Annotated in this window: 15 protein-coding genes; 11 read left to right on the top strand and 4 right to left on the bottom strand. The window is 71.7% G+C overall.

The window, feature by feature from the left end; translation table 11 throughout:
* Positions 1 to 62: 62 nt before the first annotated feature.
* Positions 63 to 1,241, top strand: coding sequence for a Cmx/CmrA family chloramphenicol efflux MFS transporter (locus AB5J87_RS36000; protein ID WP_369382965.1), 1,179 nt, complete (start codon positions 63 to 65; stop codon positions 1,239 to 1,241).
* A 178-nt stretch (positions 1,242 to 1,419) separates the two neighbouring features.
* Positions 1,420 to 2,025, top strand: coding sequence for a dihydrofolate reductase family protein (locus AB5J87_RS35995; protein WP_369382964.1), 606 nt, complete (start codon positions 1,420 to 1,422; stop codon positions 2,023 to 2,025).
* Between the two features lie 133 nt (positions 2,026 to 2,158).
* On the opposite strand, the gene AB5J87_RS35990 is transcribed toward AB5J87_RS35995, so the two are convergent.
* Both AB5J87_RS35990 and AB5J87_RS35985 read right to left on the bottom strand, forming a co-directional pair.
* A complete protein-coding gene (locus tag AB5J87_RS35990; RefSeq protein WP_369382963.1) occupies positions 2,159 to 3,061 on the bottom strand; it encodes a hypothetical protein in 903 nt (300 codons plus the stop codon).
* The gene (locus AB5J87_RS35985; protein WP_369382962.1) at positions 3,058 to 3,396 is read right to left on the bottom strand and encodes a PadR family transcriptional regulator; all 339 of its coding nucleotides are present in this window, start codon (positions 3,394 to 3,396) and stop codon (positions 3,058 to 3,060) included. Before AB5J87_RS35985 ends, AB5J87_RS35990 begins: the two co-directional genes overlap by 4 nt.
* Before the next feature lie 410 nt (positions 3,397 to 3,806).
* Between AB5J87_RS35985 and AB5J87_RS35980 the strand changes: the two genes are divergently transcribed.
* Positions 3,807 to 5,108, top strand: a complete 1,302-nt coding sequence (locus AB5J87_RS35980; protein ID WP_369382961.1) for a hypothetical protein — start codon at positions 3,807 to 3,809, stop codon at positions 5,106 to 5,108.
* Positions 5,109 to 5,381: 273 nt separating this feature from the next.
* Here the strand turns inward: AB5J87_RS35980 and cspC are convergent, their stop codons facing one another.
* Positions 5,382 to 5,591: a cold shock-like protein CspC gene (gene cspC / locus AB5J87_RS35975; RefSeq protein ID WP_369382960.1), complete on the bottom strand. Its 210-nt coding sequence runs from the start codon at positions 5,589 to 5,591 to the stop codon at positions 5,382 to 5,384.
* Between the two features lie 155 nt (positions 5,592 to 5,746).
* Entirely contained in the window at positions 5,747 to 5,911 is a 165-nt protein-coding gene (locus AB5J87_RS35970) for a hypothetical protein (protein WP_369382959.1), read from the bottom strand.
* 351 nt (positions 5,912 to 6,262) lie between these two features.
* Between AB5J87_RS35970 and AB5J87_RS35965 the strand changes: the two genes are divergently transcribed.
* From AB5J87_RS35965 to AB5J87_RS35930, 8 genes are all read left to right on the top strand, one after another.
* Positions 6,263 to 6,493 carry a DUF5988 family protein gene (locus AB5J87_RS35965; protein ID WP_369382958.1) on the top strand — a complete coding sequence of 77 codons (231 nt, stop codon included), beginning with the start codon at positions 6,263 to 6,265 and terminating at the stop codon, positions 6,491 to 6,493.
* 13 nt (positions 6,494 to 6,506) lie between these two features.
* Complete coding sequence (locus tag AB5J87_RS35960) at positions 6,507 to 11,777, top strand: type I polyketide synthase (RefSeq protein ID WP_369382957.1); 5,271 nt, start codon at positions 6,507 to 6,509, stop codon at positions 11,775 to 11,777.
* Between the two features lie 85 nt (positions 11,778 to 11,862).
* Complete coding sequence (locus AB5J87_RS35955) at positions 11,863 to 12,723, top strand: oxygenase MpaB family protein (RefSeq protein WP_369382956.1); 861 nt, start codon at positions 11,863 to 11,865, stop codon at positions 12,721 to 12,723.
* A complete protein-coding gene (locus AB5J87_RS35950; protein ID WP_369382955.1) occupies positions 12,720 to 13,394 on the top strand; it encodes a hypothetical protein in 675 nt (224 codons plus the stop codon). The genes AB5J87_RS35955 and AB5J87_RS35950 overlap by 4 nt, the downstream gene beginning before the upstream one ends.
* A gap of 366 nt (positions 13,395 to 13,760) precedes the next feature.
* Positions 13,761 to 21,266: an SDR family NAD(P)-dependent oxidoreductase gene (locus AB5J87_RS35945; RefSeq protein WP_369382954.1), complete on the top strand. Its 7,506-nt coding sequence runs from the start codon at positions 13,761 to 13,763 to the stop codon at positions 21,264 to 21,266.
* Positions 21,263 to 21,898, top strand: coding sequence for a hypothetical protein (locus AB5J87_RS35940; RefSeq protein ID WP_369382953.1), 636 nt, complete (start codon positions 21,263 to 21,265; stop codon positions 21,896 to 21,898). Before AB5J87_RS35945 ends, AB5J87_RS35940 begins: the two co-directional genes overlap by 4 nt.
* 52 nt (positions 21,899 to 21,950) lie before the next feature.
* Complete coding sequence (locus tag AB5J87_RS35935) at positions 21,951 to 23,042, top strand: SDR family oxidoreductase (RefSeq protein ID WP_369382952.1); 1,092 nt, start codon at positions 21,951 to 21,953, stop codon at positions 23,040 to 23,042.
* A gap of 253 nt (positions 23,043 to 23,295) precedes the next feature.
* Positions 23,296 to 24,792 carry a flavin-containing monooxygenase gene (locus AB5J87_RS35930; RefSeq protein ID WP_369382951.1) on the top strand — a complete coding sequence of 499 codons (1,497 nt, stop codon included), beginning with the start codon at positions 23,296 to 23,298 and terminating at the stop codon, positions 24,790 to 24,792.
* The last annotated feature ends 235 nt before the right edge of the window (positions 24,793 to 25,027 follow it).

Genomic DNA, 25,027 nt, shown 5'->3' with positions numbered 1-25,027 from the left:
TCGGGGTTGGCCGCGGTGACGAGATGACCTTCTCGTGCCTCTCATCACCTCGGAGCCACTCGATGCCTCTCCCGCTGTATCTGCTTGCCTTGGCGGTCTTCGCCATGGGCACCTCGGAGTTCATGCTCGCCGGTCTGCTGCCGGACATCGCCTCGGATTTCGACGTCCCCGTCGGCACAGCAGGCGTACTCACCTCGGCCTTCGCGATCGGCATGTTCGTGGGCGCCCCCCTCGTGGCCGTGTTTGCCCGCAACTGGCCCAGGCGCCCAGCCCTTCTCGGGTTCGTCGTCATGTTCGCGGCAGCTCACATCGTGGGTGCCGTCACGACGAGCTTCCCCCTCCTGTTCGCCACCCGCGTCGTCGCCGCGCTCGCCAACGCCGGGTTCCTCGCCGTCGCTCTGACGGCCGCCGCCTCGCTGGTCCCACCCGACAGGAAGGGACGCGCGCTGGCCGTACTGCTGTCCGGCACGACCCTGGCCACGGTGGCCGGTGTCCCCGGCGGGTCGGTGCTCGGCACGGCGGCCGGCTGGCGAGCCGCCTTCTGGGCTGTCACCGCGCTCTGCCTGCCCGCCGCTCTCGGCATCCTCAAAGGCATCCCAGCAGAACGCGACACGGAAGACGGCACTGGCAGGCCGACGTTGCGAACGGAGTTCGCCCAGCTCGCCCGGCCGCGGTTGATCCTGGTGATGCTGCTCGGGGCGCTGGTGAACGCGGCAACCTTCGCGAGCCTCACCTTCCTCGCCCCTCTGGTGACCGACAGCGCCGGGCTGGGCGAGCTGTGGATCTCTGTCGCTCTGGTGCTCTTCGGCGCCGGGTCCTTCGTGGGCATCACGGCTGCCGGACGGCTCTCCGACCGAAGTCCCGGTCCGGTCATCGCGGTCGGCGGCCCGATGCTGCTCATCGGCTGGCCGGCCCTGGCGGTGCTGGCCCACGAGCCGGTCGCCCTGCTCGGCCTCGTGTTCGTGCAGGGCGCGCTGTCGTTCGCCCTGGGCAGCACGCTCATCACGCGAGTCCTCTACGAGGCCGGGGGTGCCCCCACCATGGCCGGTGCGTATGCGACGGCGGCTCTCAACGTGGGTGCCGCCGTCGGCCCTGTCGTCGCCGCGGCCACACTCGGCACAGCGGCCGGGGGTTCCGGTCCGCTGTGGGCGAGCGCGCTGCTCGTGGCGGTCGCGCTGCTCATCGCGTTCCCCCTCCTCACGGTCATCACGGCCGACCGGGGCACCGAGGCGATGCGGTGACTCCTGCGATCGCCTCCTTGAAGATCAAGAGAGGCGCCGCCGGCTGTGCCGCGCCGCCCCACCCGCCCATGAGCCACTTCACGCATGGGCGAGGGCTCGTACGACATACGACACCGGAACACCCGCCGATGAGTTCTGCGCGGTCGTCCGGTCTACCCCTCAACGAAAGGAGCGCACCATGCGCAAGATCATCGTTTGCACGTTCCTGACGCTCGACGGTGTCATGCAGGCACCGGGCGGTCCGGACGAAGACGCCGAGAGCGGCTTCGCACACGGCGGCTGGCAGAAGCCGGTGGACGACGACGAGGTCGGCGCGGCGATCGCCGGCTGGTACGAGCACTCCGACGCCATGCTGCTGGGCCGCAAGACGTACGACATCTTCGCGTCGTACTGGCCGACCGCAGATCCCGCCAACCCGTTCACCGACCGGATGAACAGCATGCACAAGTACGTGGCGTCCCGGACCCTGACGTCCGTCGAGTGGCAGAACTCCACGCTGCTGGAGGGGGACACCGTCGACGCCCTGCGCAGGCTCAAGGCGTCCGACGGCGGCAGCATCAACGTCGTCGGCAGCGGCGACCTCGCCCAGACCCTCATGCGGCACGATCTTGTCGACGAGTACCGGCTGACCATCCACCCCGTGATCATCGGCACCGGTAAGCGGCTGTTCGCCGACGGAGCGGTCCCCACCGCGCTGGAGCCGGTCAGCGTGACGACGACGAAGGGCGGCACCGTCGTCGGTGTCTACCGGCCGACCGGCAAGCCCAGCTACGACAGCTACTAGGCAGGATCACTCACCGCGTTCCGCCGGTTCTGGCCCTGGATCACGCGGTCCGGGGCCGCTCCGGCGGATGCCTGCGTGCTCGTGGGCCCGGCCGACGGCAACCGGTCCCCCGAGCGTCCCCGCCGACCGCTCGTCAGGCGGGGTTCACCGTGTTGGAGTCGTTTCCCCGCCGCAGTCGCAGGGCCACGGCGGAGACGGCGAGCACGCCGAGGAGCGTCAGGAGCTCGTCGCGCTGGACGAAGCCCGAGAAGTACAGCGTGACCATGAACGGCGCTGCGGCGACGGCGAGTTGGACCGTGGTGCGGATCCGGGCGAAAGCCTTGCGGCCGGCCAGGGCCAGCGCCGCGACGGTGGGAACGCCGAACCTCCACGGGATCATCAGCCCGAGCCCGAGGGGGTCGATGACGACGACCGCGCCCACCAGGAGGAGGGCCCACACCACCAGCGCGAGCATCCCCGCCGGACCACGTACCCGGCGGGCCGGTCGCAGGTCGGGTGGGCAGGCCAGCGGAAGGATGGCGATCAGCACCGGCGCGAGCAGAAAGCCCACGAGTTCCCACCGCAAGTCGGAGGGCACGATCCAGACCGGGTAGAGGAAGGACGCCGAGATGCCCGCCGTGCCGGCGGCCGCACACAGCACACCGGGCAGGTAGCGCCCGGCCAGCGCGACCACCGCGCCGATCAAGGTCAGCAGATAGCAGCCGTTCATGAAGGTGAAGAGCGCACTCACGCGGTCGGGGGTACCCACGCCGCGCATGACGTACCAGTCGCCCACACTCCCGATGAGGTTGAACGCGGCGTACGAGGCTGCCGCGGCCAGCGCGAACGGGGCAGTGGTGGCGAAGAGGCGCCCGCCCGGGTATGCGGAGCCGAGGCCCAGGCGCATCCTGAGTGCGTGCGCGGCGACATCGGCGGTTTCGCGGAGACGGGCGAGCGGGCCCGCCCCCTCCGTCGCTTCCCGGTAGGACTCGGCTATCTCGTCGCCGAAGGCACGGCGGAAGCGGGCGGGGTACAAACGCAGCAGTGCGGAATTCACGCGGTGGCCGCCTTGCCCACGGAGCCCAGGCGCCGGGTGGCCTCGCGCGCGGTGGCCGCGATCCGCTCGGCCTCGGCGGCCAGTGCCGCACGGCCGGGGGACGTGAGGGTGTAGGTGCGGCGCAGTCGGCTGTCGACGACTTCCTCCGCGTGGACCTCGATCAGCCCCTGCTGCAGCAGGCGCTCCAGCGCCCCGTACAGCGTGCCGGTCCGCATCTTCACCCGCCCGCCCGAGATCACTTCCACCTCGCGCGCGATCGCGTAGCCATGGCGCGGTTCATCGGCGAGTGCGGTCAGAAGGAGCAGGGTCGGCTCCTGCATCGCACGGTCAGTCATGACATCACCATATGCCATTCACCAGCATATGGCAGGGACCGCTACCCGCCTGCTGCGGGCGCCGCTCACGGAGGCGGCCTGCGGCGGCGCCCGACCACCGCAGCCGTCTTCATCGGGCAGCGACTCCTCCTCCGACCCGGACACGGTCATGCGCCGCGAGCACGTCGCGTGGCCGGAGCACCGGACACTCGCCGTTCTCGGCGATCTCCCGCACAGCCTCCATGGCCTTTGGGACGCGGCTGGTGTGACGGAGAGTCGGTTTCCGGACGAATGAGGCTGGGTGCCTGTTATGGACGGTTTGGTGACCTTTCTGGGTGAGCGGCGGGGTGGCTACGTTGCGGGGCAGGGGGTGGCAGGGCGCGGGCGCATGGGGCGGCCGGGGCCACTCGCCGTTTCGGGAGGAACGTCGCGTGACGCAGTCCGATGTGTCTCACTTCTACATCACCTACCGGCAGACGGGGCCGGAGCCGGGCGGCATCGCGGTGCTGGATGCGGGAACCGGCCAGATCAGGGCGGCCCGGGCCCTGATGCCCAGCCGCGGCCTGACCGCCCGCTCCGGCGGCACCGCGACGAAGCTCTACGCCCTGTCCGAGGGAGGCCGCAACATCAGCACGGTCGACACCCGGACCCTGGAGACGGACACCCTCTACGCCGAGCAAGAGGATCTCTGGCCGATGGACGTGGCCGCGAACGCCGACGGCAGCCGTCTGTTCCTGGCCCAGGGCCCGGGCGTGATGGAGGTGGACACGGCCTCCGGGAAGGAGGAGGAATACCCCGTCCCGCAGAAGCCCGTCTTCGCCATCTGGGGAACGATCGCGGTGTCCCCCGACGGCAAGCGCCTCTACCTGGGCCGACAGGCTGAGAGTTCGAACCGCGAAGCGACCCCCTGCGTGCTGGCGATGGACGTCCCCGAGAAGGCCCAGGACGGAAGCAACACGCAGGACGACAGCGCGGAGGAGGCCGATCCGGGACCGGGGCAGGCGGTCGACATCGCCGCCCCCGCGGAGAAGTTCCGTGCCGTCCAGGTCCTCCTCAGCGCCGACGGCGCCACCCTGTACGCGTTCGTGCCCCATCAGCCCGACCCGCTGGTCGCCATCGACACCGCCACCCTGACCGTCACCGCCCGCGCCCAGGGCCCCGCGCCGACCGCCCTCGCGCTGTCCCCGGACGGCGACCTCCTCTACGCCGTCCACGCCGAGCGCGCGGGCAGCATCCTCAATGCCACCGACCTCACCGAGACCGGCACCTTCCCCAGCACCCCGGACAGGGCGCCCGCCATCGCCGTAGCCCCCGACGGCACTGTGTGCGTGGCCTACTCCGACCACACCTGTACCGTGATCGCCCCCGACGCCGCAGAGGCATCCGCTCCCGCCCGCCTGGCCGGCGCACCGCTGGCCGTGGTGGCCGCCGCGGCCAGCGAGGCCGAACCCGAGGCTCAGCCCGAGTACGTCGGCCGGTACCGGCGCGATGCCATGCCGCGCCGGTACAACGAGTACTCCGGAGGGCACGGCATGTGGTCCACCGAAGTGACCTGCGAGCAGGGCACCTTCGTGCCCGCCTACGACAAGGTCTACGAGGGCCGCTACACCCTCACCGACGGCGTCGGTGTCTGGCGCAGGAGCGAACTCGGCGGCGGCGAGAGCAAGAAGTTCTACCGCGTCCCCGCCTGGGACAACCTGATCGTCGACGGCGACGACGTCACCTGGTTGTAGGCGCCGCCCCACCCGGCGCGCAGCCGATGAGAACCGGTTCCCACCAGCAGTTCCAGAACTGCAGAGGACCCCGGCCGTCATGGCCGGGGTCCTCCCCCGGTGCGGATCGCCTGCGATCCAAAACCGTCGGCGGGCCACCTGGGGACTCGTCCACCGCTTGCCAACGGCGCTCAACATGCCCAAGAAGGTCGGTGAGGTGTGTCCGACGGGTTGAGGGGCGCTGGAGCGCCGCCTCAACCCGTCGGAAGCCGTGGTGACATGCGCCCGGCGCTTCTAGAGAACCGTGACGTTGGCTGCGGAGGGGCCCTTCTGGCCGTCCAGGATCTCGAACTCGACGTTCTGACCTTCAGTGAGGGTCTTGAAGCCGCCGCTCTGGATCGCGGAGAAGTGCACGAAGACGTCCTTGCTGCCGTCAGCGGGCGTGATGAAGCCGAAACCCTTCGCCTCGTTGAACCACTTCACCTGGCCTTTCAACTTCGCCATACGCACTCCTTGGGTCGGGCGCCCTGGCGGGGGCGGGTCTCGGTCAGTCGCGCGTGGCTACGGCAACCGGCGCGGGGGGGCGGGTCTTGACGCAGTGCTCGCGCTTGCCCAGGTGCTGTCGTCCGACCCTCGCACCGCCGCCCGACAGCGCGGGGTCACCCCTCGGATCCCCCGTCGGGCAGCGGCTTGACGATCGTGTGGGTGATGACCTGCCCCTGGATGGACTTGTTCTCCAGGGTCTGCCGGCCGACCTGCCGGGCGACGGGCTTGGCGGTGGGAGCCTCGTCGGTGGACGTCTCGTCGGGCTGATTGTCGGACATGGAGGTCTCCTTCTGCGTGCCGAGGTCGGACGTAGTCGATCTTCCCGGGGGGAGCGGAGAGTAACTAGTCGATTACGGGCCAATGAGTGCGGCGAGCCGCGCGGGCCCCGCGGAATCAGGCCCGGCACGGAAAGGGCGCGCGGCCAGGAACGAGGGGTCCGCTGCGGCCCGCACCGGGGGCATGCGTCCTCGCCCCCAGGGGGAGCGTGCTGCCCGGCTTCACGCGCGGTGTACCGTGCGCGCCCCTTGGACGCGCCCTGCCCGGTGTGCGCCGTTCACGCTACCTAATAAGTGAAAGCTGACTTTCGGGCTCCGCTTGTGTGTGCGGACGTCGTTGGTGAGGTGATCGATATGTCGGGGCAGTCGGCGGTGGGCTCGGGACGGCTGGTGGCGCTGCGCGGCGGCCCGCCCGAACTGCCCCGGCTGTACCAGGTCCCGGACGGCGCCGGTGACGCGTCACGCGTGGTGGTCGCGTTCTACGGGCGGCATCAGCGGTTCGAGCGTACCGGCGAGACGGAGCTGGTGGAGGGACGGCGGGTGGCGGTCTTCCAGTTCGCGTACAGCACGGCGATCGCGGAGTAGGGCGGGGCGAGAGATGTCAGCATCCGGTGCGGAGCCGATCGCGATCGTGGGGATGGGATGCCGGTTCCCGGCAGGCGTGGAGACGCCGGGGGGTCTGTGGCGCCTGGCGGCCGAGGGCCGCCGCACCGCGGGTCCGGTACCGCCCGACCGGTGGGACGCGGCAGGGCTCGCGGACCTGCACGATCCCGAGCTGGTGGGACAGGCCGCACTGGGCTGCTTCCTTGAGGGCGATGTGTGGGCGTGGGAGCCCGGGGCACTCTCAGTGGCCCCGGCGGAGCGTGACTGGGTGGATCCGCAGTCACGCGTCATGATGGAGGTCGCCTGGGAGGCGGTGGAGCACGCGGGCATGCCGGTGGACCGGGTGCGCGGCTCGCGTACGGGCGTGTACATCGGAACGTACGCGCCGGACAACCTGTTCCGCGAAGCCCGTCCCGTCGAGGACTACCCCAACAGCCCGTACCTGTTCGGCAATTACACGGCGGGGACGGCGGGCCGGGTGGCGTTCGCGATGGACCTGCGCGGCCCGGTCATGGTCGTGAGCACCCACTGCTCGGCGGGACTGGTGGCGCTGGACACGGCGTGCGGAGCGTTGACTTTGGGCGAGTGCGACCTGGCGTTGGCGGGTGGTGTGCTGCTGATGCTCGCACCGCAGACCCACTACATGGAGGCGCCACTGCTGCTGTCCAGGCAGGGCGGGTGCTACGCCTTCGATGCGCGCGCGGACGGTTACGTACGCGGTGAGGGCGCGGGCGCGGTGCTGCTCAAACGGCTGGCCGACGCTCGCCGCGACGGCGACCGGGTGCTGGCGGTGATCCGGGGCAGCGCGGTCAACAACGACGGGCAGGCCACCCGGCTGACCGCCCCGTCCACCGAGATGCAGCAGCGGCTGTTCAGGGCCGCGGTGGACCTGGCCGGAATCGATCCCGGCCAGGTGGGACTGGTGGAGGCCCATGGGCCGGGCACCGTGGTGGGAGACCCGATCGAGTACACCTCGATCCAGGCCGTGTACGGCCGGGGCGGCACCGGACGGTGTGCCCTGGGGTCGGTCAAGACCAATATCGGGCACACCGAGCCGGTGTCCGGGATCGCCGGGATCATCAAGGCCGTGGAGTGCCTGCGCCGCGGCGTGATCCCTCCCAACCAGAACTTCACCCGCTGGAACCCCGGCATCGACCGCTCCGAGGCGTCGCGCCTGTTCGTACCCACCGCGCTGACCGGGTGGCCGGTCCGGGGCCGGGAGCGGCTGGCGGCGGTGTGTTCCTACGGCGTGAGCGGCACCAACGCCCACGTCGTCCTCGAAGCCGCGCCCATCAAGCGCAGGCGGCCCGCCCGTCTCCCTGCCGCGCCTGCGGCCAAGCGCCTCTTCCTGCTCTCGGCCGGCTCCGCGGCGTCCCTGGCCGGTGCGTGTGCCCGGCTGGCCGACTGGGCACAGCAGGACGGCGCGACCGTCCCGGTGGACGATGTGGCGCACACCCTCGCACTGCGCCGCCGTCATGCCGACCACCGTCTCGCCGTCGTCGCCGACGGCCTGCCCCAACTGGCCGCGCGGGCCCGGGCGTTCGCCGCGGGGGCGGGGTCCGAGGGGGTGGTGAGCTCGGTGCCGGTGCTACCGCCCGGCCACCCCGGGCCGGTGTTCGTCTTCACCGGCCAGGGCTCGCAGTATCCGGGTATGTGCCGGAGCCTGCTCACCGGCGAGCCCGTGTTCGCCGCGGCCGTCGACGAGCTGGAGCCGCTGATCCGGGCCGAATCGGGCTTCTCCCTGCGGGAGATGATCGAGCACCCCGGCAAGCTGGTCGGTGTCGACCGGATCCAGCCGGTGCTGTTCGGAGTCCAGGTGGCGCTGGCCGCGCTGTGGCGCTCCTGGGGTGTCCAGCCGGCCGCGGTGATCGGGCAGTCGCTCGGCGAGGTGGCGGCGTCCGTGGTCGCCGGGGTGCTGAGCAGGGCGGACGGGGCGAAGGTGATCTGCCGCCGGGCCATCCTGCTCGCGCGCATCGCGCACGGGGCGATGGCCTCGGTGATGCTCGGCGCCGACGAGACCCGGGCCGCGATCGAGGCGGCCGGGGCCGACGGGGTGGCCGTGGGGGTGCTGACCGCCCCGCGCACCACCGTGGTCTCCGGAGACGCACAGCAGGTACGGGAGCTGGTCGAGCGGTGGACGGCGGCAGGCACGGTGGCCCGGATGGTCGACGTGGACGTGGCCTCGCACTCGCCGCAGGTCGACCCGATCATCGACGAACTGCGTGCCGTCCTCGCCGAGCTGCCGGACCAGCCTCCCGGGGCCGTCACCTTCTACTCCACCGTGAGCGAAGAGCCCCGCTCCCCCGGCCCGTTGAACGCCGGCTACTGGGTGCACAACCAGCGCGACACCGTCCGCTTCCAGCAGGCGGTGGAAGCCGCCCTCGCCGACGGGCACCGGATGTTCATCGAGTGCACCGCCCATCCCCTGGCGGCCCGCCCCATCACCGAGATCGCCGCCGAGGACGGCATCGAGGACGTGGTGGCGGTCGGCACCCTGCGCCGCGAAGCCGACGACAGCGAGGCGTTCCTGACCCACCTGGCCCACGCGCACACCGCGGGTTTCGACGGCATCGACTTCACCACCCGCTACGGCCACGGGCAGTTGGCCGATGTGCCCACCACGTACTGGAACCGCACCCGCCACGGCGGCACCACCACCCCGTACGCGCTCATCGCCCCCCGGCTGCCCGCCGCGGCCCAGCACCCGCTGCTCGGCGGACACGTGACCGATCCCGACCAGCCCGGGCGCCACCTGTGGCAGACGCCCATCAGCCCGGCCCGGTTGCCCTGGCTGGCCGACCACCAGGTGGCCGGGACGCCCGTGCTGCCCGGCACCGGGTTCGCCGAGATGCTGATCGCCGCGGGCGCGGAGGTCCTCGGCAGCGACCGACTCGTCCTCGAAAAGCTGCGCATCGAGGCACCGTTGATCCTCGCCCCCGAGCCCCAAGTCACCACCCGCCTGGTGGAAGCGGCCGGTGCGCTACGGGCCGAGGTACTCACCCGCACCGACGCCGGAGTCCTCGTCCACGCCCGTGCCACCGTGCGCGCCCTGCCGGAACAGCAGGCGCGCCCCGCCTGGCAGGTGCCCGACACAACGGCTCCCGGCTGGACCGACTCTCCCCCGGGCGACCTGCACCGGCGCTTCCGCGAGCGGCACCAGGTCCTGCACGGCCCGTCCTTCACCGCGCTCGACCGCATCCAGCTCCAAACCGACCAGGGCCGGGCCGTGAGCACGCTGCGCCTGGCCGCCGGTGCCCGCGCCTCGGCCGCCGCGATGCGACTCCACCCGGCGCTCGCCGACGAGTTCGTCCAGACCGCGGTCGCGGCCTGGCTGGGGCAGTGCGCAGGCTGCCCGGGGCCGGTCGTGGTCGCCGGATTCGGCAAGATCCGCCCGTACGGCCCCACCGGCCACGCCCGCTACGCCGATGTCACCCTGCACCACGCCGACGACATCGCCTGCACCGCCTCCGGCGTCCTGGCCACCGCCGACGGCACGGTCGTCGCCGAACTCAGCGACCTGCGCCTGACCAACATCACCCCGCCCGAGCAGCGCTACGCCGAGCGGCTGGCCCACCTGGCCTGGCACCCCCAACCCGCCCCGCGCACACCGCACTGCGGTGAACAGCAGTGGCTGGTACTGGCCCCGGAGGGGACCCGGTGGGGCGAAAGGCTGTCCACCATGCTCGGCAAGAAGGCCGCGGGCAGCCGCCTGCTCCTCGACCGCACGGACCGTCCGCCAACCCCCGGGCCGCTGTCCGAGGCACTGGAGGACGCGACCCAGCCGGACGCGACCCACCTGCTGCTCCTGTTCAACGGCCCCGGCACCGGCGGCACGCCCCAAGGTGCCCTTGCCGCCGTCCGCCGCACGGTGACCGCGCTCAAGGAGCTGGCCGCCCGCACCAGGCCGCCGCGCCTGTGGGTGATGTGGCGCGGCGATCACCCCCTCAACACCGCGGGAATCCACGGCCTGCTGCGGGTGGCCGCCTTCGAACACCCCGAACTGCGGCCCAGCAGCGTGGAAGTCTGCGGCGCCACCCCGCTGGAGCTGGTCCTGCCCGACCTGCTCGACGACGCGGCGCCAATCACCGAGATCGCCTGGCGGCACGGCACCCGCCACGTCGCCCGGGTCCGTACCGGCCCCGCCCCGCACACGGGCCACGCCCCGGCATGGGTACGGCCGGACGGCGGCTATCTGGTCACCGGCGGCCTGGGCGGCCTCGGGCTGCTCACCGCCCGCCGCCTCGCCGAACGCGGCGCCCGCCGCCTCGTCCTGGTCGGCCGTACCGCCCCCTCCGGCGCCGTCGAACGCGCGGTGGAGTCCCTGCGCACCACCACCGCGGCCCGCATCGAGGTCGTCCCCGGCGACATCGCCGCACCGGGGACCGTCCGGCAGGCACTCGCCGCCGCCGAGGACGGCGCGAGACTGCGCGGCATCGTCCACGCGGCGGGCGTCGTCGAGGACGCCACCCTCGACCGCCTCGACGATCCGCTCCTGGAACGCGTCTGGCGCGGCAAGGCAGAGGGAGCGTGGGCACTGCACCAGGCCACCCTGGAGACGGAACTGGACTTCTTCGTCGTCTACTCCTCCATCGCCTCACTCATCGGCTCCCCCGGACAGGGCGCATACGCCGCCGCCAACGCCTTCCTCGACGCCCTGGTGTCCCACCGGCTCGCCGAGGGCCTGCCCGCCACCGGCATCCACTGGGGCGCCTGGGCCGAGGTCGGCCGCGGCCGGCACCTGGCCCGACGCGGCTTCGTGATGATCAATCCCGAGGACGGCATGGACGCCTTCGAACGGATCCTGGCCGACGGCCACCACCAGATCGCCTACTCACCCGTCGACACCGCCCTGTGGACGGCCCCCTACCCGCAGCTGCGCACCTCCACCCTGCTCACCGAGCTCCTCACCGGTTCCCCGGCCACCGAGGACGACGCCACCTCGCCGGTCCTCGACGCACTCCGCACGGCCGCGAGCGAATCCGAACGCCGCCGCCTCCTCACGGACTTCATCACCAGCCAGGTGCGCGACCTGCTCGGCGGCACCACCCGCCACATCGGCCCCCACACCAGTCTGGTGATGCTGGGACTGGACTCCCTCGGCGGCATCCAGCTCCAGCAACGCCTGGCCGCCACCCTGCGCGCCGACATCACCCCCGGCGTCATCTGGACCAAGCCCAACGCCGCCGCGCTGGCCGACTGGCTCCTGCACGAGATGGGCGTCGTCCCGGACCAGACCCACCAGCCGGCCGGGGCACAGAAGGCTTGACCAGCCACGTCGAACCGACCCCGGACCGCATCGCCCGGTGAAATCGCGACCGCACCACCCACTCCGCAATCCCTGGAGCTGCCCGATGGGACGCTACAGCCGCCTGCGCCACATCCAGACCCTCGACCCCGAACGCGACTACGAAGAGATCTTCCAACTGGTGACCCGGTACGAGTTCCCCTGGGACTACAACCAGGGCTACTCCTTCGCGTTCGTCACCGACTTCGCCATCCCCAGCATCACCCAAAGCCTGGCCGCCACCGGCGAGTTCGCCCACCACGGCATGAAACGCTTCGACGACACCATGCTCTTCCCCTACGAGGCCCACCGCGCCGGACTGGAATCCCGCTACGGCCGGGACGTCGTGCGCGCCCTCAACAACATCCACTCGCACTACGAGATCTCCAACGAGGACTACCTGCACATCCTGACCGGCCACCTCGTCTCCGCCGTCACCTGGATCAACTCCTACAGCTGGCGGAAGCTGTCCCCCTCGGAGACACACGCCCTGGTCCTGGCCCACCGGCGGCTCGGGGAACTCATGGGCATCAAGAACATCCCCGTCGACTACGCGGGCTTCGCCGCCTGGCTGGAGAGCGACCTGGAGGAACGGGCAGCGTGGCACTACGCCAACCGGGAGATGGCGATGAACGCCATCCGCATCATCGCCGCACTCTGCCCGCGCGGCCTGCGGTTCCTGTCGACCCGATCAGTGATGGCCCTCATCGACGAGCCCACCCGCAAGGTCCTCGACCTGCCGGCTGTGCCCGCGTGGTTCGCCACCACCGTCCGCTGGGGGCTGCGCACACGCGGCCGACTCGTCCGCCTCCTGCCGCCACGCCCCACCTCCCGCGCCTACGCCCGCAGCCCACAGACCTACCCACTGGGGTGGACCCTCGACCAGCTCGGCCCCCGCCACCTCGCCGAACCCGGCGGCCGACGATGACCAAGGACATCCGCCTGGCGGGCTGGGCCGGGATCGCCTCCTTCGTCACGGGCGCTGCGGTCGTCCTGCTCACCGGGACCCCCGCCCAGCCCTACCCCAGCTGGAAGTGGACCGACCAGCAGATCACCGACCACTTCGCCGTCCAGCAGACCAACGTCACGGTGCAGTTCTACCTGGCGAACTTCGGCTTCGCCCTGGTGGTGTGGCTCGCCGCCGGAGTCAAACGCGCCCTGCGCACGGACTCCCGGCCCTCGGTGTACACATCTCTGATCGTTCCCTGCGCGCTCGCCCAGGCCGTGACCCTGCAACAGACCAACGGCATGTGGTGGGTGGCGGCGCTTCGCGACCTCCCGCCCGACCGTGCCCGGCTCGCCTACGAGCTGTCCATCGCCGTCGGATACACCGCCGTCCACTTCTTCATGGCGTTCATGCTCTTCGCCACGGGCATGGCGATGCGCCGCAGTTCCGCCTTCCCCCGCCGGCTCACCACCATCACGCCCTGGGTGGCCATCCCCGTCATGTCCGGCACCTTCTTCCTGCTGGACAAGGACGGCCGGCTGGCCCCCACCACCCTGTACAGCCTGTCCGCCTACCTCACCTTCTACGCCTGGGTCCTGGCCGCCGGAATCGCCCTCGTCCGCATCCCCGCAGAAGGCACCCCAGAGAGCTGAGACAGCCTTGGGCCCTCCTTCGACCAGTTCCGAATCCCCCTGACAGCAGTCGCTACGCCCCCTCAAGCACCCGCTGACCAGGCAGGATCAGGCCCAAACCATGGCGGGGGGTCGCACTTGGCGCATCATCCGCAGCCCTGTGCGCCTCGGAGCACCGGCCCGCGCCCTGGAGCACGGGAGGCAGCCCGTATGCCCCCTCCCGCGCCTCCCGGAACCTGCACCTGGCGCTCTAAATCGTATAAACACAAGGCATTCCTCCAGGCGGAGAAGCCCCGGTCGCCCCCGGAAACCGTGAGGTCCCGAGCGCGAGTCAACCCGGCACAGCAGGACGGCGGAACGAGAGGGTCGGTGAACGCGTTGCGCAGCTTGAGGTCTCTTCCCGACGGTCCCCACAGCCCCGGCAGTGCCGAAACAGCGGTCGCCATCGTGGGCGTCGGGCTGCGGCTCCCGGGCGGTGTGTCCTCGCTCGACGCGTTCTGGCATGCACTGGCCGACGGCATCGACCTGGTCTCCGACCAGGCACCCGCCGACCGGTTCGACCACTCGGCGTTCGTCAACCCCGCGGGGCAGAGCCCGGGGAAGGCATACACCTCCGCGGGCGGCTACCTCGATGACATCGCCGGCTTCGACGCGGACTACTTCGGCATCTCGCCGAAGGAGGCGTCACGGATCGACCCCCAGCACCGGCTGCTGCTGGAGTGCGCTGCGGAGGCGTTCGACGACGCCGGCATCGACCCGGCCGAGCTCGCCGGGAGCGACACCGCGGTGTTCATCGGCATCTCCACGAACGACTACAACGAGCTGCAGACCCGCCGGCTGCGGACCTACAACGCCTACACCATGGCCGGCGCCGCCAACTCCAACGCCGCCAACCGCCTCTCGTACTCCTTCGACCTGCGCGGGCCCTCCGCCGCCCTCGACACGGCCTGCTCGTCAGCGCTCAGCGCCCTGCACGAGGCATGCGAATCCGTACGCTCGGGCGCCAGCGCGGTGGCCCTGGCGGGCGGGGTCAACGTGGTGCTCGGCCCGTACGCCTGGGTCGCCGCCTCGCACGCCTCGATGCTGTCGCCGACCGGCCGGTGCCATCCCTTCTCGGCGCTGGCCGACGGGTTCGTGCGCGCCGAGGGCGCGGGCGTGTTCGTCCTGAAGCCGCTGAGCACCGCGGTCACCGACGGCGACCGGGTCCACGGGGTGATCCTGGGCAGCGCGGTCAACTGCGACGGCCGGACCGCGGGCCTGTCCATGCCCAGCGCCACCGCCCAGGCGCAACTGCTGCAGAGGGCCTACGCCGTCGCCGGGGTCGACCCGTCGGAGATCGCCTACATCGAGGCGCACGGCACCGGTACGCAGGCCGGCGACCCGGTCGAGTGCGCGGCGCTCGGTGCGGCGCTGGGCCGGCGCAACGGCGGGGCGCCGATTCCGGTGGGGTCGGTCAAGTCCAACGTCGGGCATCTGGAGGCCGGTGCGGGCGTGCCGGGCGTGTGCAAGGCGCTGCTCATTCTGCGCGAGGGCCGGATTCCGCGGACGCTGCACAGCGAGCCCGTCAATCCGGCGATCGACTTCGCCGGGCTCGGTCTGACACCGGTGACCAAGGCCCTGGACCTCGCCCCGCGTGGGGACCGGACCGTCGTGGGCGTCAACTCCTTCGGCTTCGGCGGCGCCAACGCGCACGTCGTGCTGACCGCCCACCCGGCCGCCCCGCCGAAGCAGCCGGGGCCGCGCGAGCAGCTGCTGCCGGTGCTGGTGTCGGCGCGCACCGACGCGGCCCTCCACACTGCCGCGACCCGTCTGGCCGACCACCTCGACGGCCCGGCCGCCGCGCACTTCGAGGACGTCGCGTTCAGCAGCTGCCGACCGCGGGCACGGCACGACCGCAGGTTGACGGTCCTCGCCTCCGGTGCCGCGGAGGCCGCGGTGAAGCTGCGCGGGCTGGCCGCGGGCCGCGAGGTCGACGGCGCCGCGACGGCCTCGGCGGTCGACCGGGGGGCCGTCGGGTTCGTGTTCTCCGGCAACGGCGCCGCGTGGATCGGGATGGGCACCGAACTGCTGGAGGCAGAACCGGCGTTCGCCGCCGAGGTCGCCCGGGTCGAGGCGGTCTTGGGGCCGCTCCTGGGCTGGTCGGTCCGCGACGAACTCGCCCTGCCGGGTGACCGGCGCCGCTGGGACCACGCCGATGTCGCCCAGCCGCTGCTGTTCGCCGTCCAGGCCGGGCTCGTCGCCGCCATGGCGCGGCGGGGCATCCGGCCTGCCGCGGTGGCCGGGCACAGTGTGGGCGAGGTCGCGGCTGCCTACTGCGCCGGGTTCCTGGATCTGCGGGACGCCTGTCTGGTGATCGCCGAGCGGAGCCGTGCCCAGGCCACCACCCACGGCACCGGGAGGATGGCCGCGGTCGGTCTCAGCGCCCTGGACGCGGAGGAGCGCCTGCGCACGGCCGGCCTGGAGCGCGAGCTGGTCGTCGCCGGCATCAACAGCGACCGCGACGTGACCGTCTCCGGCGCCGGCGGGGCCCTGGAGCGGTGGGGCCGGGAGCTGGAGGAGGAGGGAATCTCCTTCCACCGCCTGAACCTGGAGTACGCCTTCCACAGCCCCGCGATGGACGGGCTGCGCGACATGCTCGCCGCAAACCTCGCCGGGATCGCGCCCGGCCCGTCCCGTATCCCGCTGTTCTCGACCGTGACGGGCTCGGCCCTCGATCAGCCCCTGGACGCCGACTATTGGTGGCGCAACATCCGCGAGCCCGTCCGCTTCCTCGACGCGATCAACGCCATGCTCGGTGAGGGCGGCTGTGATGTGCTGCTGGAGATCGGTCCGCACCCGATCCTCGGCGGCTACCTGCGCCGGGTCGCCACGGCCGCCGACCACCGGGTCGAGGTCGTCGGGACGCTGACGCGCACCGCCTGCGGGGCGGACGCCCTCGATGCGGCCCTGGCAGGACTGTTGGCCGCCGGCGCCGACTTCGACCTCGGCACCTGCTTTCCCGACGGCGGCCGTGTGGTGAGCCTTCCGGCCTACCCCTGGCAGCGCGAGGCGCACTGGAACGGAGAGCCGGGCTGGTGGCTGGAGCTGGGCTCCGACGACGCCGTCGGCGAAGCGGGCCACCCGTTGCTGGGACGGCGGCAGGCGACCCCCGACCCGCAGTGGCAGCAGCGGATCGACCCGGGCCGGCTGGGCTGGCTCGCCGACCACAGGGTGGGCGCCGCCGCCGTCATGCCCGCCGCGGGCTACCTCGACATGGTCCTGTCGGCAGGCGGACGGATCTGGAACGGCCCGGTCGAGGTGCGCAGCCTCGCCATCAGCGCCCCGCTGGTCCTGCCGTTCGACGACCCCGGCGCCGACGTCCGTCTGCAGACCCGGGTCACCCCGGACGACGGCCGGATCACGGTGGCGAGCCGGGTGGGGCAGCAGGAGGGCTGGACCGAACACGTACGCGGCCGGGTCCGCCGCCTGCTGCATGCCCGGCCCGCCGCCCTGGACGTGGCGGCGCTGGCCGCGCGGACGCCCCGGGAGCGCACCGCCGCCGACCACTACGCACGGTGCGAGGAGCTGGGCCTTCGATACGGCCCCGCCTTCCGGGTGCTGCGGCGGATCCGGATCGGGGCGGGTGAGGTGCTCGCCGACTACCGGCTCACTACCGCCGCCGACACGGGGCACCACGCCCACCCGGCCGCACTCGACGGCGCCCTGCAGGCCGCCATCGGGCTGCTGGACGAGCAGGGCGTGTCCGCACCGTTCCTCCCCGTCGGGGTGGACGTCGTGCGATGGTGGCAGCCGCTCCCCGACACCGGGCGGATCCACCTCCGGTCCCGGGCGAACGGCGCGGCGCCCGGCGCCGAACTCCTGGTCGACCTGACCGTCACCGGGCGGGACGGCACGGTCGCGCTGGAGCTGCGCGGGGCGCGCATGCGGCGGTTCAGCGGCGGCGAGGCCGAGCCCGTCCCGGTCATGTCAGAAGTACTGCGGGCCGCACCCCTGCCCGGGCGGCCCGTCGCGCCCACGCCACTGCCTGCTCCCAGCCAGGTCCTGGAGCGAACCGCCGCCGCCCGCCGCACGATCACCGACCGCTTCCGCACTCTGCGCTACCGCGACCTGCAGCCGCGGTTGCTGGCTGTCAGCGCGCACTTCGCGGCGGCGGCTGCCCGTACCCTGCTGCCCGGCCGGGACACCTTCACCCTCGCCGACCTGTGCGCCGCCGGCGTCGACACCAAACACACGCCTCTGCTGCGGTCACTGCTGCACCTCGCGGACGGCTGCGGCCTGGTCACGCCGACGGGCGCCGGCGCGTGGCGGCACACCGCGCACCCCGAGCCCGAACGGATCTTCGCCCAGGCCCTGCTGGACCTGCCTTTCCACAGCGTCCTGGTGCACGGCTACGGCGTCTGCGGGCGCCACCTGCTCGACGTGCTCACCGGCGCCACGGACCCGCTCGACCTGCTGTTCTCCGAATCGGACGCGCTCGCCGCCCGGCTCTACGACAGCACCCCCGTCATGACGTACCTCAACGAGACCGCGGCCCTGCTCCTGGGCGAGGCCATCGCGAACTGGCCCGCCGACCGGCCCCTGCGCGTCCTGGAGGTCGGTGCCGGGACAGGCGCCACCACACGGCACCTGCTGCCGCTGCTGCCCGCCGCCCGCACCCACTACACCTACACCGACGTGTCCGCGGTGTTCTTCGGCGCTGCCCGCGAACGGTTCCGCGCCTACGACTTCCTGCACTTCCAGACGCTCGACCTGGACGGTGACCCGGCGGAGCAGGGGTTCGACCTCGCCGGCTACGACCTGGTGGTCGCCGGACATGTCCTGCACGCGACCCGGGACCTGGCCGCCACGGTCGCCAAGACCGCCTCCCTGCTGGCTCCCGGCGGCCACCTGCTCGCCATCGAACCGACGAACGTGGCCCTGATGGCGGGCGTCTTCGGACTCCTGGACTCCTTCTGGGTCAACACCGACCCCGACCTGCGACCGCACGGCCCGCTCCTGAACCGGGACCACTGGAGCCAGTTGCTGCGGCGCGAGGGGTACCGCGACGTCGTCTGCGCCGGCGACCCCGAGGAACCCGCGCGCGGCGACCTGTCGGTGATCCTCGCCGCACGGGCACCGGACGCGCCCGTCGCACACCGCCCGGACCCGCCCGGCGCCGAACGGCGCCCCCTGCTGATCGGTGTGTACGAGGGCAACGGCGGTGCGACGACCGCCGCGCGGCTGGCCACGCGGGCCCCCGGGCCGCTGCGCCGGATGGCGGCCGACAGCTCCACGGAGGCATGGGCTCAGGCCCTGTCGGAGTGCGGCGCGCCCGCCGACATCGTCCTGCTGCTGGACGCCGACGACACGGCCGCCGCCGCGCCCGCCGCCGTCACCGAGCAGGCCGTCCGCCACTGCGCCGAGCTGGGCGCCATCGCCCGCGCCACCGCGGGGATCCCGACGAGTGCCCAGCCGCGCCTGTGGCTCGTGGTGAACTCCCACCAGCCCGCCCCCCTCGCACTGCCGCCCGCTCCCGGCGCCTCCGCCGCCGCCTGGGGTGCGGCACGCGCCCTCGCCAACGAGGCCCCGGCCCTGGCCATCCGGAAGATCGCTCTCGGCCGCTCGCCCGGCCATCCCGCCGACACCGACGCCGTCGTCGACGCCCTCCTCGCGGAGATCGCCGCGGCGACCGACGAGGACGAGGTGCTCCTGACCGCCGCCGGACGCTTCGTGCCCCGGCTGCTGCCCGACCGGCCGCGGCAACGGACCACGCCCAGCAGCGCTGCCCAGCCGTTCGGCCTCGACTGCCCGAGGACCGGCCAGCGGTACGAGCTGCGGTGGCAGAGCGTGGAGGTACCCGAGCCAGGACCCGACGAAATCACGATCGATGTACGGGCCGCGGGCCTGAACTACCGGGACATCGCCACGGTCACCGGAGCCGTCTCCCCGATCCTGCCGCGCAAGCACCGCCCCGGCCAGTTCCCGTTCGGCACCGACTGCGCCGGGACCGTCATCGCCGTCGGCAGCGCCGTCCACGACATCAGCGTCGGCGACCGGGTCTGCTCCACCGCCCCCTACCGCAGCTCCCAGGTCGTGGTGCGCGCCGACCGCGCCATCGCGATCCCCGACGGCATGTCGTTCGCCGAGGCCGCCACCATCCCCGTCGTCTTCTACACCACGCAGCACAGCCTGGACCACCTCGCCCGGCTGGCACCCGGCGAGACCCTGCTGGTCCACGCCGCCGCGGGCGGCATGGGGCTCGCCGCCTGGCAGTACGCCCGCACCATCGGCGCGACCGTCATCGCCACCGCCGGCACCCCCGCCAAACGCGATCTGCTGCACCTGCTCGGAATGGAACACGTACTGCACTCCCGCGACCTCGCCTGGGCCGACCGGGTCATGGAGATCACCGGCGGACAGGGCGTCGACGTCGTACTCAACTCGCTCGCGGGCGAGGCGGTCACGCGGGGCATCGACGTCCTCAAACCAGGCGGGCGGTTCATCGAGCTCGGCAAGCGCGACATCCTCGCCGACAACACGCTGCCCCTGGCACCCTTCCTCCACAACCTCAGCTACTTCGGGGTCGACATCGGCCCGCTGGTCGAAGAGGTGGAGAACTCGCCGCTGATGGACGCCTGCCGCGACACCATCGCCCGACGCCTCCACCACGGCGACTACCGCCCGCTGCCCTTCCGGACCTATCCGGCCGCACAGGTGGCGGATGCCTTCGCCTGCCTGCAGTTCTCCCGGCACTTCGGCAAGGTCGTCCTCACCTTCGACGAACCGGTACCGCTCGCACACCGGCCCGCGGACAGCGCGCTCCGCCCCGACGCCACCTATCTCATCACCGGTGGGCTCAGCGGGTTCGGCGCCGAGACCGCGCGGTTCCTCGCCGATCAGGGCGCCCGCCACCTCGTACTGTGCAACCGCCGCGGCGAGGCATCACCCGAGGCACCCGCGCTCCTCGCGGAGCTGCGCGACCGGGGGGTGACCGTGACCGCGCCCGCCGTCGACGTCACCGACGCAGACGCGGTGGAGCGCCTGTTCGCCGACATCGACACGACGGGCCGCCCCCTCGCCGGTGTCGTGCATGCCGCGATGGTGCTGGACGACGGCCCCCTCACCGACCTCACCGACGACCAACTGCGCCGCGTCATCGCCCCGAAAGTCACCGGCGGGTACCACCTCGACCGGCTCACCCGCGCGCGGGACCTGGACTTCTTCGTCGTCTACACGTCCGCCACCACCGTGCTCGGCCACTTCCAGCAGTCGGCCTACGCCGGGGCCAACATGGTGCTCGACGCCCTCGTACGCGAGCGGCGCGCCGCCGGTCTGCCGGGCCTTTCCGTCCAGTGGGGCCACATCGAGGACAGCGGCTATGTGGCGCGTCGGGGGATCGGGAGCCAACTGGACGCGTACGGCATCGTGCCCGTCCGCTCCCGGGAGGCCCTGACAGTGCTCAAGCAACACCTGCTGGACCCGGGTGCACCCGTCGTCGCGGTACTCAGGTTCGACGGCGCCCGCCTGGCCGACACCTATCCGAACATCACCGCCCCGCGCACCACCCACCTCGTCGCCTCGGGGCAGGCCCGCCGGGCCGCCCGGCCCGCACGCGTCGACCTGACCGGCCTCGCCCCCGGGGAGGCGGTGGCCCTCATCGCGGACACCCTCACCGGGCTGCTCGCGCAGATCATGCAGACCGAACCCGGCAGGATCGACCACGGCCGCCGACTCGACCTCGTCGGCGTGGACTCCCTCATGGCGACCGAGCTCGCCACCGCCGCCCAGCGGACCTTCGGCTGCCGGCTCACCGGTCTGGAGATCTCCAGCGCCGCGCACCTGACCGCACTCGCCCAGCTCATCCAGGACCGGTCCACCGGAACCCTCACGCAAGCGGAGGTGTCGACGCCATGAAACCCTTGGACGACTCCCAGGCACACGAGGCCGGCCTGCCACTGCCTCCTCCGCTGCCATGGCGGCTGCCCGGCATCGCCCATGCCGGAGTGTTCACCCTGGCACGACCGTTGGACGTACCCGGCGGCCTCCACGCGCTCGCACCCCGCAAGCTGATGGTCTTCGTCAACCGCTACCGCGGCGGTGACGCCTCCTACGAGGTGCTGGGACTGGCGTCCCTGGTACGGCGCAAGGGAAGGGTCGCACTGGTCCTGCGACAGGTGTGGGTCGACGAACCCGGCGTCCGGCACGTCGGGCGGGCGCAGGGCCTCACACCGTCCGACCCCGGCGTCTTCACCTGGGAGGATTCCGGCCTCTCGGTCTCCTCGGAGAAGGCGACGGCGGCCCTCTCCTGGCGCGACCGCGCCCGGCTCGCGCTCCCCACACCGATCACGTTCACCTACTTCGTGTCGGACGGCGACCGCCTGGGCCTCGTCAAGGCACCGGGACGCGCCACGGCTCGGCCCATAAGCCTGCGCCTCGACGAGTGGCCCGGCCACTTCCCCGAACTGACCAGCCACCAAGCCTCGTTCGCACTGCGCCTGGACTTCACGCTGACCGTCCGCCCGCCTCGCATGATCGGCCCGCCCTGACCGGTCCGTCCCGCCCGCGCGCCCGCGCTCCACCACCGCCCGGGGAGGCCCAGTGACACACCCGGCACCGCCCCGCACCGTCCTGCTGACCGGCGTCACCGGCGGTCTCGGCGCGGAGATCGCACGCCAACTGCTCGACACCGCCGCGGTGCACGTGGTGTGCCTCGTCCGCGCGCCCGACACCGAGGCCGCACGGACCCGTGTCATCGACCGTCTGGGCCTGCCTGCGGCACTGCGCATGACCATACTCCCGGGCCGCCTCGACCATCCCCGGCTCGGGCTGGACCCCACCGCCTACGACGGGCTCGCCGCCAGGACGGAACTGCTCATCCACTGCGGGGCCGCCGTCAACTTCGCGGCAAGCTACGAGCGTCTCGCCCCCCACAATGTCGACGGCACCCTCCACATGATCGCCCTGGCGCAGCGGCGGCACGAACTGACCGGACAGTGGCCGCACTTCGGCTTCGTGTCCACCCTGGCGACCTTCATGGCGGGAAGGTCGCAGGGGCTCGGCGAGATCGACGAGACCACCATCCCCACCGAAGCGACGGCCGGGTCACTCGGCTACGCCCGCAGCAAGGTCGCGGCCGAGCGCGTGCTGAGGGAGGCCGCCGGCCGCGGTCTGGCGGTGTCGATCCTGCGCCCCGGCATCATCACCGGGGATTCCCGTACCGCCCGGACCAGTGGCTGGGACCTGCTGCGCGACATCATGGGCGCGCTCGCCGAACTCGGCGTCGCACCCCGGATATCGGGCGGCGCCCCCACCGAGATGATCGACGTGGTCGCCGCCGGGACCGTCGCCCTGCTCGTCCGGGCGGCACCGCCCGGGGAGACCCGCTGCTACCACCTGGTCCGGCCGCAGCCGCTGCCGGCCGCCGAGCTGTTCTCCGCCCTGACCCGAGCCGGCTTCCGGCTGGACGTCATACCGCCCGACCACTGGCAACAGCACGTCAAAAGCAACACCCGGCCCGCCGCCCGGCAGCGAGCCGTGAACATCGAACTCGTCTCCCACCTCATCGGCCTCACCAGCTTCTCCGCCCCGCACATGCGGTCCGAAGCGACCTGGTCGGAGCTGGCGGCCCTCGGCGTCCGGGCCCCCGCCCTCGACTCCGCCTTCCTCGACCGCCTCGTCGCCGTCCTGTGAACACCAGGGAGGCAACGGGGCCGTTCTGGCCACCCCCTCGCCACTGGACACGCGGCCCGAGCACGGCACTGACGGGCGCGAAAGACAAATCCGCCCGACAACACGCACCGGGAACCCACAAATCCGGCAGCGCCCGCAGACCGGAAGCCACAAGTTCAGCTCACACAATCGATTGCATTGACAGTCATGCAACAGCACCTTGAAGACGATCCCCGCAACCGTGAGAATTACCTTCCGAGAAGGAGCTGCGGAGATGACGCCAGATCACGAAATCCTTGTCGTGGGGGCCGGAATCAGCGGTATCGGCACCGGTGCGGCCTTGCTGCGCGCCGGCTTGATCGACTTCCTGATCATCGAGCGATCCCACGACATCGGCGGCACCTGGCGGGACAACACCTATCCTGACGTCGCCGTCGATCTGCCTTCGTTCGTCTACCAGTTCTCCTACGAGCTCTATCCGCACTGGACCCGCCTGTTCCCCAAAGGATCGGAAGTCAAGCAGTACATCGACCACATGGCGGACAAATATGGACTGCGCGGGCACATCCGACTGAATTCCGAGATGACCTCGCGACAGTGGGACGAGAAAGAGCACCTGTGGCACGTGCGGTTGGCCGACGGCTGCACATTGACCGCCCGTTTCGTGCTGACCGCAGTCGGCTTGTACACGGAACCGCTGCGGCCGGACATTGCGGGACTGGACGATTTCACCGGCAAGGTGATCCAGAGCGCCAGGTGGGACCACGCCCACGACCTTACCGGCGAGCGCGCTGCCGTGATCGGCACCGGCGCGTCGGCCGTGCAACTGATCCCCAAGGTGGCCGAGGCAGTCGGCAGACTCACCGTCTTCCAGCGGAGCGCCATCTGGGTGTTCCCCAAGCCGGACCCGCCGATCCCGCGTTGGCTGCGAGGTCTGCTGGCCCGGGTACCACTGGTCAACGCCGCACTGCGGACGATCAGCTCGGCGGTGGTGGAGATGCTGCTGGTCGGCATTTTCCTGCTGGGTAAACCGGGTGCGGTGATAGCCAGGTTCGCAGCCGCCCTGGTCCGGGTCTACCTGCGCACGCAGGTCCCCGACCCGGCGCTGCGCCGAAAACTCATTCCGGACTACAAGTTCCTGTGCAAGCGACCCAGCGTGTCCAACGCCTATTTCCGCACCTACACCCGGCCCAACGTGGAGCTGGTCACCACCGGTATCGCACGCATCACGTCGAAGGGGGTACTCGGCAGCGACGGCCGCCTGCATGAGATCGACACCCTCATCCTCGCGACCGGGTTCCGCCTGTTCTACGATCCGGAGAACTACCGGAAGGTGCCGGTCCGGGGCAGGGATGGGTTCGACCTCGCCGAGTTCTTCACCCACCAGCGTGTCCAGGCATATGAAGGTGTCAGCCTTCCCAAGCTGCCGAACCACTTCTTCATCTTCGGGCCCTACTCCTGGAGCGGAGGTTCGTGGCCCGGGATGGTGGAAACCCTGTCCACACACGCGATCCGGGTGATCACCGAGACCCGCAGGCGGGGTGCGACCGCCGTCGAGGTGACACAAGAGGCCAATGACAGGTTCCTGCGATTCGCGCGAGAACGCATCGGCAAGTCACTGGTGTACACCAACGACTGCGCCGGCTCGAACACCTTCTTCCTGGACCACCACGGAGACTCTCCCCTCTGGCGGCCCACAACAGCATCCGCCGCGAAGCGCGCCGCCAGGACGTTCTCACTGGACGATTACATCTACACAACCCGTCAGTGACCGACAACCCGGATCCCTTGACGCCCGGTACCCCGCGCGACGGCCAGCGGCTGCGGCGACCGTGCCGCAGCCGCACGACCCCACGCCCCGCCCCTCAACGAGCCCGATACGGACACGCACATCACCTGCGTCGGCCGGTCGACGCAGGAGTCACGGAAAGGCGTCGTCACCGCCGATGGCGACCTTGGCCACGGGAGGCAGGTCGGCACGGCAGAGGCCGGTACGCACGCTCGGC

The sequence above is a fragment of the Streptomyces sp. cg36 genome (assembly GCF_041080675.1).
In the GTDB taxonomy this organism is placed as follows: Bacteria; Actinomycetota; Actinomycetes; order Streptomycetales; family Streptomycetaceae; genus Streptomyces.
Note: the sequence above shows the minus strand (reverse complement) of the source record. Positions and strands in the feature narration are given on the sequence as shown.